Source organism: Geopsychrobacter electrodiphilus DSM 16401, from assembly GCF_000384395.1.
Taxonomy (GTDB): Bacteria; Desulfobacterota; Desulfuromonadia; order Desulfuromonadales; family Geopsychrobacteraceae; genus Geopsychrobacter; species Geopsychrobacter electrodiphilus.
Map to the genome: position 1 here is coordinate 1,033,619 of NZ_ARWE01000001.1, position 16,466 is coordinate 1,050,084.

15 protein-coding genes are annotated in these 16,466 nt (G+C 52.7%); 10 read left to right on the top strand and 5 right to left on the bottom strand.

From position 1 onward, the window contains the following. The first annotated feature begins 119 nt into the window (after positions 1–119). Both D888_RS0104870 and D888_RS0104875 read left to right on the top strand, forming a co-directional pair. On the top strand, positions 120–1,193 hold the full coding sequence (locus D888_RS0104870) for a type IV pilus twitching motility protein PilT (protein WP_020675418.1): 1,074 nt from the start codon (positions 120–122) through the stop codon (positions 1,191–1,193). Further along, positions 1,190–1,639: a hypothetical protein gene (locus D888_RS0104875; RefSeq protein WP_020675419.1), complete on the top strand. Its 450-nt coding sequence runs from the start codon at positions 1,190–1,192 to the stop codon at positions 1,637–1,639. The genes D888_RS0104870 and D888_RS0104875 overlap by 4 nt, the downstream gene beginning before the upstream one ends. 16 nt (positions 1,640–1,655) lie before the next feature. Here the strand turns inward: D888_RS0104875 and D888_RS0104880 are convergent, their stop codons facing one another. From D888_RS0104880 to dusB, 3 genes are read right to left on the bottom strand one after another with little or no spacing between them, the layout of a single operon-like run. After that, on the bottom strand, positions 1,656–3,092 hold the full coding sequence (locus D888_RS0104880) for a sigma-54-dependent transcriptional regulator (protein WP_020675420.1): 1,437 nt from the start codon (positions 3,090–3,092) through the stop codon (positions 1,656–1,658). Between the two features lie 53 nt (positions 3,093–3,145). Further along, positions 3,146–4,234: a two-component system sensor histidine kinase NtrB gene (locus tag D888_RS0104885; RefSeq protein ID WP_020675421.1), complete on the bottom strand. Its 1,089-nt coding sequence runs from the start codon at positions 4,232–4,234 to the stop codon at positions 3,146–3,148. Beyond that, the gene (gene dusB, locus D888_RS0104890) at positions 4,227–5,207 is read right to left on the bottom strand and encodes a tRNA dihydrouridine synthase DusB (protein WP_020675422.1); all 981 of its coding nucleotides are present in this window, start codon (positions 5,205–5,207) and stop codon (positions 4,227–4,229) included. Before dusB ends, D888_RS0104885 begins: the two co-directional genes overlap by 8 nt. Positions 5,208–5,580: 373 nt before the next feature. Here dusB and D888_RS0104895 point away from each other — a divergent pair, with 373 nt between their 5' ends. After that, entirely contained in the window at positions 5,581–6,894 is a 1,314-nt protein-coding gene (locus D888_RS0104895) for a citrate (Si)-synthase (protein ID WP_020675423.1), read from the top strand. A gap of 117 nt (positions 6,895–7,011) precedes the next feature. Here the strand turns inward: D888_RS0104895 and D888_RS0104900 are convergent, their stop codons facing one another. Then, positions 7,012–7,806 (bottom strand): class I SAM-dependent methyltransferase, encoded by a 795-nt coding sequence (locus D888_RS0104900; protein WP_020675424.1) that lies wholly within the window; start codon positions 7,804–7,806, stop codon positions 7,012–7,014. A gap of 307 nt (positions 7,807–8,113) precedes the next feature. On the opposite strand from D888_RS0104900, the gene D888_RS22635 reads away from it, so the two are divergent. Next, positions 8,114–9,103 carry a permease gene (locus tag D888_RS22635; protein WP_020675425.1) on the top strand — a complete coding sequence of 330 codons (990 nt, stop codon included), beginning with the start codon at positions 8,114–8,116 and terminating at the stop codon, positions 9,101–9,103. 66 nt (positions 9,104–9,169) lie between these two features. Here D888_RS22635 and D888_RS0104910 read toward each other — a convergent pair whose 3' ends face one another. Further along, entirely contained in the window at positions 9,170–9,838 is a 669-nt protein-coding gene (locus tag D888_RS0104910) for a hypothetical protein (protein ID WP_020675426.1), read from the bottom strand. A gap of 134 nt (positions 9,839–9,972) precedes the next feature. Here D888_RS0104910 and D888_RS0104915 point away from each other — a divergent pair, with 134 nt between their 5' ends. The 6 genes from D888_RS0104915 to D888_RS0104940 all read left to right on the top strand — a co-directional run bounded on the left by D888_RS0104915 (position 9,973) and on the right by D888_RS0104940 (position 16,444). Further along, positions 9,973–11,166, top strand: coding sequence for a class I SAM-dependent rRNA methyltransferase (locus D888_RS0104915; RefSeq protein WP_020675427.1), 1,194 nt, complete (start codon positions 9,973–9,975; stop codon positions 11,164–11,166). A 14-nt stretch (positions 11,167–11,180) separates the two neighbouring features. Then, on the top strand, positions 11,181–11,360 hold the full coding sequence (locus tag D888_RS0104920; RefSeq protein WP_020675428.1) for a hypothetical protein: 180 nt from the start codon (positions 11,181–11,183) through the stop codon (positions 11,358–11,360). An 81-nt stretch (positions 11,361–11,441) separates the two neighbouring features. Next, entirely contained in the window at positions 11,442–12,209 is a 768-nt protein-coding gene (fabI, locus tag D888_RS0104925) for an enoyl-ACP reductase FabI (protein WP_020675429.1), read from the top strand. 75 nt (positions 12,210–12,284) lie between these two features. Further along, positions 12,285–13,922, top strand: coding sequence for a GTPase HflX (gene hflX / locus D888_RS0104930; protein WP_020675430.1), 1,638 nt, complete (start codon positions 12,285–12,287; stop codon positions 13,920–13,922). Positions 13,923–14,003: 81 nt separating this feature from the next. Next, complete coding sequence (locus D888_RS20715; protein ID WP_020675431.1) at positions 14,004–15,671, top strand: LysM peptidoglycan-binding domain-containing protein; 1,668 nt, start codon at positions 14,004–14,006, stop codon at positions 15,669–15,671. Next, the gene (locus D888_RS0104940) at positions 15,671–16,444 is read left to right on the top strand and encodes a hypothetical protein (RefSeq protein ID WP_020675432.1); all 774 of its coding nucleotides are present in this window, start codon (positions 15,671–15,673) and stop codon (positions 16,442–16,444) included. Before D888_RS20715 ends, D888_RS0104940 begins: the two co-directional genes overlap by 1 nt. Positions 16,445–16,466: the final 22 nt, after the last annotated feature.

Below are 16,466 nucleotides of genomic sequence, written 5' to 3' on the forward strand. Positions count from 1 at the left end.
CAGGGTTTCTTTGTTGTCTAAGCCCTGACCCCTCTATATTCTAGAATTAAAATTCCCTATTCTTTTTGCCTCCTGCTATATTCACGGAATATCTCTCTGCGTATAGATAGGATCGAACTATGGCAAAAATTGATAAATTATTTCAAATTCTCCAGCAACTGGGCGGCTCTGATTTACATCTCTCTCCGGCAAACCCGCCGATGATTCGCGTGTCGGGGCAACTCAAACCGGCAATGGCTCAGGTCCTGAGCAGCGAGCAGTATCGACAGCTCGTCTATGAAATCATGACCGATGCACAGCGCTCAGTATTTGAAGAGCGGCATGATCTAGATTTTGCCTATGAGGTTACCGCGTTGAATGCGCGTTTCAGGGCAAATATTTTTATGGGTCGTCTGGGGATCAGCGCAGTTTTCAGGATTATTCCTGCAGAAATTCTGACCGTTGAACAATTGGGATTGCCCCAGACAGTGCTCGATCTGACGGAGTACAAAAAGGGTTTGATTCTGGTGACAGGGCCGACCGGTAGTGGGAAGTCGACGACGCTGGCCGCTATGATCGATCATATCAACCGCACGCGTAGTGAGCATATTCTCACGGTTGAGGATCCGATCGAATTTGTCCATCAAACTCGTAAAAGTCTGATCAACCAGCGCGAAGTTGGTGTCCATACTCAGAGCTTTGCTTCGGCACTCAAGGCTGCGCTTCGTGAGGATCCCGACATTATTCTGGTCGGAGAAATGCGTGATCTTGAAACGATTGAGCTGGCTATTACTGCTGCGGAAACCGGGCACCTGGTCTTTGGTACCCTGCACACCAGCAGTGCCTCAAAGACTGTCGACCGTCTTGTGAATGTGTTCCCCACCACCCAGCAGGAGCAGATCCGCACTATGCTCGCAGAGTCATTGCGCGGGGTGGTCGCTCAACAACTGTTGCGGACTCTCGATGGTAAACGCTGTGCTGCTCTCGAAATTTTAAAGGTCAATGCAGCATCTGCCAATCTGATCCGCGAAGGGAAGACTTTTCAGCTTCCGTCAGTGATCCAGACCGGGCGTAAGGATGGGATGCAATTGATGGATCAAGCGCTGCAAGAGCTGGTTAATGCGAAAAAGGTTAGTCTCGAAGAGGCAAGGCGTTTCGCTATGAACAAGAATCAGTTTGCTGAACCCAACTCCGGAGGAGGGAACCATTCATGAACGAACAGCGAATCAGTGTCGATGTGCGGCAGATTGAGGTTGTTCTGTCCAACGGGGAAAGATTGATGGGGGAGACCTTTCTGCAACTACATGGGATGTTGCAAAGCGGGCCGCAACGATTGAGTGAGGCGTTAAATGGTGACGATAACTTTTTGCCGTTGCGCGTTGCAGAAAAGATTAAACTGATCAATCTTGATCAGGTAATGGCCGTCTATACGGCCGCTGCAGAGGAATACGATCCACTCCTTGAATTGGGCGAAGAGCATCGGGTCAGGGTGACTCCAGCGGTCGGAGGACCGCTTGACGCGAAGATCTTTGTCAATCTCCCTAACGGAAACAACAGGGCCAAGGATTTCCTTAACCAACCGCGGCGTTTTTTATTGTTTCTATGGGGCGAGCAGGTGGCCTATCTGGCGCGAAAGAGGATTTTACTGGTCGAAGACTGAACTAATTCCTCGCCTGTTAGTCTGTACGTTTTACCGTAATTCCCAGAGTGGTGATCTTTTTACGCAGGGTGTTGCGGTTGATGCCAAGTATTTCGGCGGTGCGCACCTGATTACAGCGGGTCTGCTGCAGGATAATATTGATTAATGGGCGCTCGACCTGATGTAAAACCATTTCGTAGAGATTGTCGAGTTCCTGAAGATTCATCTGTGCCAGGCTGTTTTGCAGCTTATGTGTGACCAGAGCTTCCAGGGAGTCTTCCTGTTTCCCACACTCCTCTGTACAACCTAAACTGGGGAAATCCGAGGGCATGAGGACCTGATTGGGTGTCAGCAGGCTGGCACGTTTAATCAGGTTTTCAAGCTCGCGGATATTTCCTGGCCAACTGTGTTGTTTAAGTCGGAGGATCGCTTCCTTGCTCAATTCGCTCACATTGACTCCCATTTCCTGTTTTGCGCGATGCAGAAAGAATTCGGCCAGATCCTGAATATCTTCAATGCGCTCGCGCAAAGGGGGGAGAACGATCGGGACCACGTTGAGGCGATAAAAAAGATCTTCACGAAAGGTCTTGTCTCGAACCATGCTGGTTAAATTCTGGTTGCTCGCGGCAACAATTCGGACATCCACGGCCATGGTACTGTTGCCACCGGTGCGGGTTACCTCTTTTTCTTGCAGGACACGCAACAGTTTTGCCTGTAGCTCCAATGGCATATCGCCGATTTCATCCAGGAACAGGGTGCCGCCGTTGGCCTGTTCAAACTTACCCGCCTTACGTTCAATGGCACCGGTGAACGCGCCTTTCTCATGCCCAAAGAGTTCACTTTCGAGCAGTTCACGGGGGATCGCCGCACAGTTCAGAGCAATAAAAGGTTTGCCGAGACGTGGGCTGTTGTAGTGGACAGCGCGGGCGATCAACTCTTTGCCGGTGCCGCTCTCGCCGGTGATCAATACCGTTACATCTGAAGCTGCGACGCGACCCAGAATTTTATAAACATCCTGCATCGCCTGGCTGTTGCCTATAATGGTACGCCCGAAACGGTATTGATCCTGAATTTCATTGCGCAACTGGCCTATCTGATCGGTGACTGCGGCCGCCTTTTCTGCTTTAAGGATAATCGCGTCGAGTGCTGAGAGATCAAAAGGCTTGGTTAAATAATCGTAGGCGCCGTTCTTCATCGCCGCAACGGCATTTTCCATTGTTGATTCGGCGGTCATTACCACAACCAGGGTTTTCGGGCTTTCAGTTTGCAAGGTTTGCAGCAGTTCAATCCCCTGGATCCCTGGCATCTTGATGTCGAGGACTGCAAGGTCGTAATGGTTTTTGCGCGAAAGCTGGCGGGCCTGCAGACCGTCCTCGGCGAGATCAACAATGAACCCCTGTTTTTTTAGGGCTTTAGCGAGAACCCAGCGGATACTCTCTTCATCATCGGCAACAAGGATACGGCGGATCGACATGGCAAAATACCTCATTTTTTAGCAGTAGATTGTGTATTGAATCTCGGGTGTGGTCAGTGTCTGTGCAGCGGAAGAGATATGACAAAAGAACTGCCGCAGCCTTTGAGATTTTTAACGCCCAGTAGGCCGTTATGATCGCTGACTATCTTTTGACAGGTCGCAAGTCCCAGTCCGGTCCCACCGGTTTTCGTCGTATAGAACGGGGTAAAAATTCTCTCGAACTGATCAGCCGGAATTCCCGGGCCGTTGTCTTCGATGGCGATCTTGACCAGGGGTACAGCCCTCTCTCCTGGTGAACTGAGATGGTAGTCGGAGTCGATTCTGGTGATGATCCGGACCTCGCCGCCAACGTCAACGGCTTCACCTGCATTCTTGATCAGATTGAGAAAAAGTTGCGTTAGAAGACTCTGGTCCCCCCGAATCGGGGGGATGCTGGGATCGAGATGAATACTGAATCTAATCTGCTTTTCAATAAATGCTTGCCTCTGCAGCAGCACGATCTCGTTCAAGATTCTGCCTAGATTGACCTCATTGTTGGTCGCTATGCGGGGGCGCGAGAGGTCAAGTAATTCTTCAATGATGTTGTTGACCCGTTCCGTCTCGCGGATCATCACTTCCGGGTACTCGCTCAAGGGGCTCCCCGCTTCAAGCTCCATCTGCAGAAGTTGCGCGGCACCCTTAATCCCACCCAGGGGATTTTTAATTTCATGAGCGAGCCCTGCCGCCATGGTGCCGACCATCGAAAGCCGATCCGCGCGTCGGATCGCATCCTCCAAGGTTCGAATCTGGGTCAGGTCGCGCATGATAAGAACTGCGCCCTGTTGCTCTCCGTCCGGCTTGAAGAGAGGCGAAACAGTGGCGCTGACCGGCAGCGATTTCTTCGGCCGTTGAAGTTCGACCGTCTCATGATCTGAGATGGAACGACCAGCCGAGAGCGCTTTATCAACCAGCGAGCAGAGGATCTTCTGGTGACCGAAGCATTCGCTGAAGACCCGCCCCAGACATTGCTTTTCACTCAGTCCGGTCATGTTCTGAGCTGCGGGATTAAAAAGACTGATTTTCTCTTGCGGGTCCAGGGCAATGACGGCCTCACCGACATTTTCAACGATCAGCGCATAGAGTTGCTGTTTGGATTCAGGCAAGTTCTGCGCCTTCTTGTTCATTGAAAAAAGTTTCGCAAAATAACAGAAGTTCGGGCCATGATTCAATCTTCTGCAACTGACCGCGGAAATAATGAGCGCCCGTCAGCCCGCGAACGTACCAACTCAGATGTTTGCGCATCTCCAGTAGAGCTTTGTGCTCTCCGAAATGTTCGGCATGAAAATTCAGGTGTTGCAGTGCGGTCTGCCCGCGATCGGCGGCTCCAGGCAGCAGAGCGGGGGCGCCCCGAAGCAAGGCCGCGGCTTGCTGAAAAATCCAGGGATTTCCATAGCAGCCACGAGCGACCATCACCGCATCACAGAGGGTTTGCCTGAACATCGACTCGATGTCAGCGGCATTAAAAAGATCTCCGCTGCCAATGACTGGAATATCAAGGCTCGATTTCAGCTCCGCGATCATTTTCCAATCGGCTTTACCACCAAAATTCTGACTGCGGGTACGAGGGTGCAGGCATATGGCGTCCGCTCCGGCCTCTTTGGCGATACGTCCGACTTCCAGAAAATTAATGCTTGTTTGATCCCAACCAGAGCGAATTTTAAGGGTGAGCGGGCCAGGAAAGGCCGCACGCACGGCTTCGATGATCCGACCGACGCGGTTTGGATCTCGCAAAAGGGCACTGCCGGCACCGCTGCGTACAACTTTTTTAACTGGGCAGCCCATGTTGATGTCAAGCAGATCAGCGTGAGGGCCGACCATGGTCGCACCCTGCGCCAGAACTTGCGGGTCATCCCCAAACAGTTGGACCGCCAGAGGTTTCTCCTCTGGACAACTCTCCAGCAACGCCAGGGTCCTGCGCCCATCCCTTATGAGGCCATTGGCGCTGATCATTTCAGTGAAGACCAGCGCCGCACCGAAAGACTTCATGATCCGGCGGAAGGGGAGGCTGGTGATGCCCGCCATGGGTGCCAGGATTAGAGAATTGTCAAGTTGCAGGGAACCAATTTTTAAGGGCATGAATTGCATATTATTTAGGCATTGTAGCCGGATAAGCCAGGAAATCAAGCGAAAAGCGCAACAAGGTATGATAGATATGGGCCGTGTTGTAGAGGGTTGAGCCTGGATACTGTATACTAATTTCAACTTGACAAACCAAAGGGTGGTTGTTAGAACAATATCTGGAAATTTAAGCGAAGGAAGGTTTATCAAACCAACCAATCTTCGGCCTACTTACGTGGGTATTTCTTCTACCCTTTTGATCGCAGGTGAATCCGTTCGGGCGGACGTATTTAAAGCGATCACTGTTTTTTCCGCCTTGCGGAATGGATTCCCCGTTGGTCCCTCTGGGACATTAAAAACCTCGTTACGTTTACATCAAAGGAGAGAGAGTATGTCGACACTGAAGAAGGTCCTTGCTCAAAAAATTGATGAGCATCGCCCCCGTACGACCCGTTTGCTGAAGGAGTTTGGTGAAGTTAGTCTGGGAGAGGTAACTGTCTCCCAATGTATCGGTGGAGCCCGTGGCATCAAATCACTGGTCACCGATATCTCTTATCTTGATCCGATGGAAGGTATTCGCTTCCGCGGCAAGACTATCGATGAGACCTTTGCCGCTCTACCCAAAGTTCCGGGTAGCGAATATCCTTATGTTGAGGGTTTCTGGTACATGTTGCTGACCGGCGATGTGCCGACCATGGAGCAGACGCTTGAGGTTGTCGCAGACTGGAAGCGCCGTTCTCAGGTTCCTGAGTACGTTTACGATGTGTTGCGTGCCATGCCGCGTGACTCGCATCCGATGACCATGTTCTCGACTGCAGTCCTCACCATGCAGCGCGATTCGGTCTTTTCTAAAAATTATGCTGCCGGCAAGTTCAACAAGATGACCTGCTGGGAAGATATGTATGAAGACGCCAGCAACATGATGGCGAAACTTGGCCCCATTGGCGCCTATATTTATCGTATGAAGTATCGGGGCGACACGCCGATTGCGGCTGACCCGAATCTCGATTTTGGCGGAAACTTCGCCCACATGATGGGTGTCGACGCCCCTTATGACGACGTTGCGCGGATGTACTTCATCATCCACTCGGACCATGAGTCTGGCAACGTTTCGGCGCACACGACCCACCTGGTCGCATCGGCGCTTTCTGATGCCTACTACAGCTACAGTGCCGGCCTCAACGGCCTGGCAGGTCCGCTGCATGGTTTGGCCAACGAAGAGGTGCTGCGCTGGACTCAGAATTTCATGCAGCAACTCGGCGGACAGGTTCCGACTGAAGAGAAGCTGAAGGAAGCCCTCTGGGCGACTCTCAACAGCGGGCAGGTTATCCCCGGTTATGGTCATGCTGTTCTGCGTAAGACCGACCCGCGCTATACCTCACAGCGTGAGTTTTGTCTCAAGACTCCGGGCCTCAAAGATTATCCGTTGTTCCAACTGATCAAGATGATTTACGAAGTGGCTCCGGGCGTACTGACCGAGCATGGCAAGGCCAAGAACCCCTGGCCGAACGTTGATGCCCAGTCGGGTGTCATCCAGTGGTACTATGGTGTCACCGAGTATGAGTTCTATACCGTCCTGTTTGGTATTGGCCGCGCCCTTGGTTGTCTGGCTAATATTACCTGGGACCGTGCTCTCGGTTATGGAATTGAGCGACCCAAGTCGGTCACGACTCCTATGCTCGAAGCTGTTGCCGGTATCAAGTAAGTCACAGTCTCAGCACTGACCAGCAGAAAAGGGAGGCCCGAACGGGTCTCCCTTTTTTAATTGAATCAGGTTTTAAGTTGTTGCACCGCAACAGGTAAAGTCTGTCCCGTCGCGCGGTTATTTCTTCTCTTTTTCCTTGCGCGTGGCGTAGAGCAGAAGTTTTTGATCCGTAAAAGTCTCAACCTCGCCAGCGAACGATTCGATCTGGAAAAAGTCATGGATCTTGGTGGGGGCGTCCATGAAGAAGCGATTCAGTTCCTGAATTTTAGTTCTGTTCATCCCCGCACGTCGCGCCCAGTCGTGGAAGTCGTGCTGTTTCGGTAAGATGCGGGTTTCATGCAGAATAAGCTCTGCATCTTCGATCATTTGACGCCAATCTGCCTCGGTGAAGGCGCGGATATGAGTCGGATCACGCATCTGCTCCATGGTTTGGTAAAATTCGGCAATTTCAGAATCTGAGGGGAGCAAGGTGTCGATAATAACCATCCGCCCACCACGTCTTAAGACCCGATGGAATTCTTTGAGCGCTCGCGGGATGTCCGGGAAGTGGTGTGGGGCAATTCGACAACTGAGAAGCGTGAATGATCCTGCCGGGAAGGGGAGGTCTTCGGCATCCGCTTCTCGAAAGACCACATTGTCTATATTTCCTTCATCGGCAATATGTTCCTGGGCTTTCTTGAGCATTTGCATCGTCAGATCAGAAGCGACGACTTGCCGAACCATAGGCGCAAAATAGAAAGCGGTATGGCCTCCCCCGCAGGCGACATCGAGCATATTATCTTCTTTTGTCGGTTGCAGAAGTTCGGCTGCGGCATCGAGGTCTTTACCTCCGGCAAAGGAGCGTGAATAGACATAGTCCATGGCTGCTCGGCCAAACTGTTCGCGAACTTTATTTTTGAACTTCTGGTTCATCGTGGAACCTCCAGAGTATAAATCTGAGGCTTACAGGGGGGCTGAAAGCACAGATTGGCAGCAGTATAGCATTTCAAGCGAAAAAGTCTTGGAGAAGTTTGACCAATAAGGTATTTTTTCGCCGGAGCAGAGCATTTGGAGTCGGGCACGTCTTTTGCTCAGTTCGTGGGATCGGGATCGGGTTTCTGCGGTTGATACTCTCCCTGGGTGAGAATGAGTGAAGAGCACAGGTAACTTGCGGCGAAAACTTGTCTCTCTTCTGGTTTTAGTCGACGAAAACTGCACAATACTGAAGGGTTAACCAACGATGGGAAATGCAATGCAGATGGTGACCGAGTTGGCTATCGGTATCTGGAATGAATTTATTTATATCCTCCCTTATCTCGCTGTCGGGGTTCTGCTTGAGGCGATTATCCGGACCATGAAATGGCACGTAAAGATCCGGCATGCACTGACCCGTTTCGGCGGATTTTCAATCCTTCTTGCCACCCTGCTTGGTGTCATCAGTCCATTGTGTGCCTGTGCGACTCTACCGTTGGTGATCTCCCTGTTGCTTGCGGGATTACCCCTGGCGCCGGCTATGGCTCTGCTGGTGACTTCGCCGCTGATGAGTCCTGCCGGTTACACCCTGCTGAACTGGGAACTCGGTCCTGCCTGGGCGAATGTCGTGGTTATCTGCGCGGTCCTGTTCGGACTCTTTGCTGGCTATGTCACCCTTTTTATGCGCCGCTTCGGTTTTACCGAGGATCTTCTTTTTAAGAAAATTCTCCCTGCGGGTGATTTTCATGATCCAGCTTATCCTGTCGAAGAGTTGCGTTGTGATTGTGGCAAGCAACTCTCACATAAGGTCAATCGCTGCACCCATAATAAGTTCCTGGTTTTTTTGGCCAGGTTTTGGGAGGGGATGTTTAAAATAGGTAAATTTGTTCTGCTTGGTGTGGTGATTGAGGTTCTCACTGTACAGTTTCTTCCGACCGCATGGGTTTCTGGAATTCTTGAAGGGAATGGCGTTTTGCCTATCATTGCGATTACTTTTGCCTCTATTCCTTTACATCTGCCCCAGGTCGCTGCGGCGGCTATGCTTTATGGTTTCGTCTCACCTGAGTTTGGCCAGGGTATTACTTTGTCCCGTGGCGCCGGGATTGCTCTGTTGGTGGGGGGGCCGGTGACAGCTCTCCCGGTTATGGCGCTCTTTATTGCGATGTTCAAAAAACGTGTTCTGGCGCTTTACCTCGCGATTTGTATCAGCGGAACCCTGATGCTGGCCTTCGGGTACCGAGCTCTGCCATTTTTTTGAGTATCCGATCTATTCAGCAAAAGAGAGATCGCCAAAATTCAGGTGGTCTTTTTTTTGCGCATTTTGTCAGGGGTGGTTTGGATGATTCGACGACCCTTCTGTTTCGGGATCAAACTGCGCTGCCTGCTGCTGCAGATCATCGAGGATTTTACTGCAGGCAGCAAGAACATCGGCCGGGAGATTTGGTAATTGCTGGAGTAGGCTCTCAAGGCGGCGCGCAGTTCCTAACGATGCTTTAACTAACTGCGGTTCTGTCTGTTGAGAGTTCTGCCCGCTGAGTTCACGAAACTGCCTGGCGACCGTCGGGTGACTGCGCTCTTTGTCGATCACCGTTTCGCGGAGGAGTTGAAACTGTTCATCACTCAGGTTCTGCCCTTCACTCGCCTGTCGCAACATATCGATAGACCGATAGTCGGGGATCGTCAGCATCTGACGGCTACGCGCCAGAATTTCAGGTTCTTTTGCTTCGAGGTAGTTGTAGGCACCGGTTAATTTGAACGCGGTGTCTTTCTTTATCCGCACTTCATCCCGGCAGTAGTCCTCAAAGGAAGCATAGCCCCAGGAACTGTACTCCCCGGCTTTTCGGACCAGGCTGAGTTGCTGCCCGAGTTCGACCCAACTTGATTTGAACTGACAGGCCACACTCAAAACCCGATAGCGCGGCGAGGCCGGATCGAGTTGTTGCATAATTTGTTCAATAACGAGTTCACCTTTTGTTTTCGGGGTGTTACGCATGTAAATTTATCCTTTTATCGTTGGAAGAGGGATTAATTCTGGCTCACAGATTAGCACGGGGGTACTTTTAGTGGCCAGCGAAGAGCGGCTCGCGTAGAATACGCCAGAAAGTTTTTTGCAGAAAGTTGATCTCAATGAAAAAGTACGAAGTCGGTCCAGAGACCGTACGCATGCTTGGTTTAGGTCACCCCTGGGTCATAGCCGATCGTTTTACCAAAGGCTGGAAAGGCGCCGCCGTCGGAGAGTTGGCTCTGATCTGTGATGACAAGCAGAAGGCTTTAGCTACCGCACTGCTTGATCCGGCAGATCGGGTGGTGGCGCGTATTGTCGGGCCACCGGGGATTCATCTTGATGCGAGTTGGTTCCGGAAATGTCTGCAAAAGGCGCAGCAATTGCGCCAGCAGGCAGGCCTGGATGAAACCGATGCCTATCGCCTGGTGAATGCTGAAGGGGACGGCCTGCCGGGACTGACCATCGATTGTTATGCGTCATACTTGATGATTCAGCTTTATTCGGCGGCCTGGGACAATTTTCTGCCGGTGCTGCTTGAGGTGCTGAAAGAGTTGTTCTCGCCGGCGGGGATTTATCGCAAATTAAGACCGCAGGAGACGCGGCAACTTGAGGCAAAAACGAGTGGTAAGGAGTATAGCCGCCTGCTCTGGGGGCATGCCGCACCTGTCCCCTTACAGGTCAGGGAGAATGGACTGCTCTTTTTGACGGATCTGCGCGAGGGGTTGAATACCGGGCTTTTCCCCGATCAAAGGCGGCACCGTCTTGATCTGATGCAGCGGGTCAAGGGTAAGCGTTTTCTCAATCTGTTCGCATTCACCGGGGCGTTCTCGGTTGCGGCCGCGGCGGCTGGAGCGCGGCAGGTCACCAGTATCGATGTGTCCGGGCGTTATCTGGAGATTGCGCGTGATAACTTTTCACTAAATCGGCTGAATCCCAAGCGCCATCACTTTATCGTTGGGGATGTCTTTGCCGAACTTGCTAAATTAGATCAGGCGGGTGAACGATATGATGTCATCTTGTTCGATCCACCCTCCTTTTCAACCACTAAAAAGAGCCAGTTTTCAACCCGCGGCGGGACGGCGCAACTGGTCAGCGCGACCCTGCGGTTGCTGGAGTCGGGAGGGCTGCTGATCTCATCCTCCAATCATCAGAAGGTGGAGATGTCAGATTATTTAAAAGAACTACGCCGCGGGGGACTTGAGGCCGGTTGTGAGTTGAGAACGATCTATCGTGGAGGGCAGCCGGAAGATTTCCCGGTGCCGGCGAGTTTCCCCGAGGGGAGTTACCTCAAGTATGTTATCAGTGTTAAGGATTAGGAGGCCAGTTCGCGATGTTTTTTTTGATTTTTTTCGTGCCGATCGGCTTGATTTCCGCTTATCTCGCGTTTAGCTGCGTGCGTCAGAAGTACACCGGTGCTGCCCTGCTGATGGGGGGTGTCGCTGCAGCTTGTCTCATTATATCGTTACTGATTCTGATCGCCGGCTTGTTTGTGGTTAAAGCGACCGGATGATCAGTCGAGCCCCTTGTCTTGGCCGAGGGATTCTGCTAAAAAGACCCATTCAAATCAGGATTTATTACAGGAGTGGAAAAAATGGGATTGATGACCGGTAAGCGCGGGATTATTTTCGGCCTCGCAAATGACAAAAGTATCGCCTGGGGGATTGCGCAGCAGCTCAAGGAAGCCGGCGCTGAAATCGCATATACTTATCTGAATGAAGCACTCGAAAAGCGCGTGCGTCCTCTGGCCACAAGTCTGGGTGCCAACATCATCCTCCCGTGTGATGTCCAGGACGAGGCGCAATTGCAGGCTGTTTTTACTGAACTCGAAAAACAGTGGGGCAAGATCGACTTTGTGGTGCATGCTGTGGCCTTTGCCAATCGCGAAGATCTGAAAAATCCCTTTTCACAAACCAGTCGTGCCGGGTTTCAACTTGCCCTCGACGTCAGTGCCTATTCCCTGGTTTCGATGACTCGCGCTGCACTGCCGATCATGAACGAAGGTGGCAGCATCATTACCATGTCCTACCTAGGGTCCATGCGTGCCATCCCCGGCTATAACATCATGGGTGTTGCTAAAGCCGCTCTTGAGGCCTCAGTGCGCTACCTGGCGGCCGAACTTGGTCAGCGGGGGATTCGCGTTAATGCAATCTCGGCCGGTCCGATCAAGACCCTGGCGGCTTCGGGTGTTGCCAACTTCAACGATAAGTTGCGCGTCATGGAATCGCGGGCGCCTTTGAAGCGCACCATTACCCAGGAAGAGGTCGGCAAGGCGACGCTTTATCTGCTTTCTGATCTAGCCAGCGGGGTCACAGGTGAAATTCATTACGTTGACGGTGGATTCAGCATTGCTGAAGGCTGAGTTGATTCCCACATTCACATATTGTGCAGGGGCCCCGTTCGGGGCCTTTGCCGTTTCTGCCATTAATTATCAGCGATGATCTACGGCAATACCAGCGGTCTGAAACCGAGTGACCATAAAGCCCTGGAGCGGATCTATCGACGCCGGGTTCCGGGTGATTCTCTGATCAGTGATGAGTTGGCGCGCTACTTGACCGAACAGTCAGCCCAGATCGGTCGGCAGCTCGGGTTGATCATTAATCGTGCGGGTGAAGTGCTGCACGTCATTGTCGGTAATGATCGCGAAATCATGATCCCTGATCTCTCAGGGTTCGCCCTGGGCCGCAGTGGCCTGCGCGGTCTGCGCTGTATTCACACCCATCTCAAGCAGGAACCCCTCTCCCGCGATGATCTGACTGACCTTGAACTTTTGCGTCTTGATCTGATGGTCGCTCTGGGGGTGACGGCGCAGGGCCTGCCGGGGCGCGTCGAATATGCCCATCTGCTGCCGACGGGTGAGACGTCTCAGGTTGAACGGGTACAGGTGCCCGACTTTCATCGACTTGACCTCGATTTTAATACATTTATTCAAGCGCTTGACGCCGAGATGGAGCGACATGCGGGAGCTACGGTTGATCTTGAGGATGGCCGTGAGCGCGCGTTGTTGATTTGTGTTGGTCAGAATTCACGACGCGAAATGGAAGATTCACTCGCTGAACTGACCGAACTCGCGCGTACTGCCGACCTGCAGGTTGTTGATCAGGTGATGCAGCGACCACGACAACTTCACCCGCGCTATCTGGTCGGTGAGGGGAAGTTGCGTGAAATTGTGATCAATGCCCTGCAGCGCCGGGTGACTTTGCTGGTTTTTGACCGCGATCTGACGCCCAATCAGGTGCGCGCAATCTCCGAGGTTACGGAGGTCAAGGTTATCGACCGCACCCAGTTGATTCTCGACATCTTTGCCCGACGTGCCCAGTCGCGTGACGGCAAGGTTCAAGTTGAACTGGCACAACTCAAATATATGCTACCGCGGCTGTCGGGAAAGGGGACCGCACTCTCCCGTTTAATGGGAGGGATTGGTGGACGTGGGCCCGGCGAGACCAAGCTCGAAATTGATCGTCGTCGTACGCGAGATCGGATTCGGCGACTCGAAATGGAGCTTGACTCCTTAAGTCGCGGGCGCTTGCAGCGCCGCCAGAAACGGGTGCGTGCCCGGGTGCCGATTATTTCAATTGTCGGGTATACCAACGCCGGTAAGTCGACCCTGCTGAATGCCTTAACGCAAAGTGAGGTGTTGACCGAAAATCTGCTCTTTGCCACGCTCGATACCGCAACTCGCAGGTTACGATTTCCCCTCGATCGTGAAGTGATTATTACTGACACCGTTGGCTTCATCCGTGACCTGCCGCCCAGTTTGATCGGCGCATTTCGCGCGACCCTCGAAGAACTGGAGGACGCAGATCTGTTGTTGCATCTGGTCGATCTTTCCAACCCCCGATTCGAAGATCAGATCGCCGCGGTCGAAAAGATTCTGGCGAGCCTTGATCTTGGCCAGCAACAGCAATTGCTTGTTTTCAATAAAACAGATCAACTCGACAAACAGGAAGTCATAGAACTCTGTCGACGCTATGAAGCACTGGCAGTAAGTGCCTTCAATCGGCGTTCATTCGGCCCGCTGCTTGCTGCACTGCAGGCGCGTTGTTGGCCTGCTGATGAGCCTTCGCTGACTTGACATGAAAACACAAGATCCGTTAGTGTGCCTCGTTGATATTGTATACACCGGACTTAAATCTTTCGAATTTATAAGGACTTCATGCGTTTTCCTCTCTTCGAATGCGGCTTTTGTAGCGCCACAATAAAGCGACTGGTCTGTGTCCTGCTGCTCTTCGGGGTCGTGGGATGTATGCCTGCCGCAGAGGTGCGACCAGGCACGCTGTCGGCGCTTCCGACACCGGCAGCAAGCGACACAGGACCAGCTTCTGTTTCCGCAGCTTCTGCCCTGGCCCCTCCGGCCTATGACGCAAAATTAACCGCGGCGGTCCTGGCAGGACTTATGGCTCCGGTCCCCCCTTCAGTTGAGGATTTTATCGCCCATCGTCCACCGTTGCAGTACACGGGTGACATCCCCTTAACTAGAAACCCGCGGATCGACGCCCTGATTAAATATTATACCGGCCCGGGTCGCACCATGTTTGGTCATTGGCTGGAACGCGCGGCCAAACATATTCCACGTATTCAAATGGTGTTTGCCAGCGAGGGTTTGCCCCTGGATTTGGCATATTTGGCCATGATCGAGTCAGGATTTAACGAAAAGGCTTACAGCTGGGCGAATGCCGCCGGACCCTGGCAGTTTATCGAGAGCACCGGCCGGAACTATGGGCTTGAGAATAACTGGTGGCTGGATGAACGGCGGGACATTGAAAAATCCACTCGCGCCGCAGCGGGATTTCTCAAGGATCTCGAGCAGCGTTTTGATGGGGAGTGGTATCTGGCGATTGCGGCCTATAATGCTGGTGGGGGTAAAATCAGTCAGGCGATCCGCAGCGCAGGTAGTCGAGATTTCTGGGCCCTGGCCCAGGGCGATGTGCTGCAGGCTGAAACCAAAAACTATGTACCAAAACTGCTTGCGGCCCTGACGATCGTAAGTAACCTCGAGGCCTATGGTTTTGCTGATCTGAATTTTGAACCCCAGCCGAAATATGAATTCGTTACACTACCAACGACCACAGATCTTGAGGTCGTCGCCGAATTAAGCGGCAGCGCATATGAAGAACTTAAAGATCTGAACCCGGAACTTAAACGCTGGTGCAGCCCTCCAGGGGTCCGTGACTACAAGTTACGTGTGCCCCGTGGACATGGCGAAATGTTTACAGCCTCTTTTGCCGATCTCCCGGTGGCCGATCGTGCGCGTTACCATCGTCACAAACTCGTGGCCGGAGATACCTTGCGCTCGCTGGCCCACAGATACCGGATTCAGGTTGAAGATATCGTCAGCCTCAACCGGATCACTAATCCCCGTGCCTTGCGTATTGGCACAGACCTTATCCTGCCACTGAGAGAAGGTTTTTCGCGTTTGCCGTTCGACGAAATGGTTGATGATTACCAACGTAGCCACCGGAAACGTTATACGGTGCGCGAGGGTGACAGCCTGTGGAAGATCGCTCAACGGTTCAATGTGCAGCCGCATGATTTGCGCGTCTGGAACCGCCTGGGATGGAGTAACCTGTTGCGGCCGGGACAAGTTCTTTCGGTCTCGGCGCAAGGGAAGAAAACGAAACGGCAGGCAAAGAAGACCCGTTCCTCTGGTCCGCTGAAGAAGTTGGTCTATCAGGTTCAAAGCGGAGATACGCTCTGGGGGATCGGACGCCAGTTTGATGTTGCTACCAACCAGATTCGTCTCTGGAATGATTTGAGCCAGAAACACGTCTTGAAGCCCGGCCAGAAATTGACCCTTCACGTTCCCCTTTCCCGTAGCAGCTGATGAATCCATCACTCCTGGTTCGCGCACTGGCCCTCTCGCGGCTATCTGCCCAGTTAAGGCTAAGCGAATACCAGCGACTCTATTTCGGTGCAGAGTTCTGTAGTTGGGCCATGCCTGTCTCCCATGAAGTACTGCGGGCGCGCCGTTTGGCCCGCGAGGCCGGGTTGGGGTTTACCCTCATGACGCCGGTGCTGCGCGAAGAAACTCTGGTGGAGTTAGCCGCCCTGTTCAAGTTACTGGCCGCTGACTGGCAGTTTGAGGACGAACTGCTGATATCCGATCTGGGGACGCTTGAGACGGCACGGCGGTATTTACCCGAGGCACAGATTATCCTGGGCCGTGCCCTTTCAGGCCAGAAGCGCGGCCCAAGGATTGAGGCCCTGGCTCTTTCGGTTGAGGCGGCAGAATATTTTCGGCAGGGGAGCTGGTACTCACGCGAGGCTGTTCAACTGCTGGTGGAGATCGGTATTCACCGTGTTGAGCTGGATAATCTGTTGCAAGGGATCGCGCCGCTTCCTCGGGCGCTGGTTGGTTCGGTTCACATCCCCTGGTTGATGGTGACCAGCAGTCGTAACTGCCCCTATCATCCAGATAAGAGCGGTCGTCGCTGCACGGTTAATTGCGGGGAGGCCTTCAGTTTGTGTACCCCTCAGACCCCTCAACTATTGATGCAGGCCGGGAATAGCCAATTTATCGAAAACCGCAACATCCCTTCCGATTTGGGTGCTTTACGCATCGACCGCTTGGTTGAACATCCGGCGTTGCCACGTTAAGAGAATCCCACTGGATTCTTTT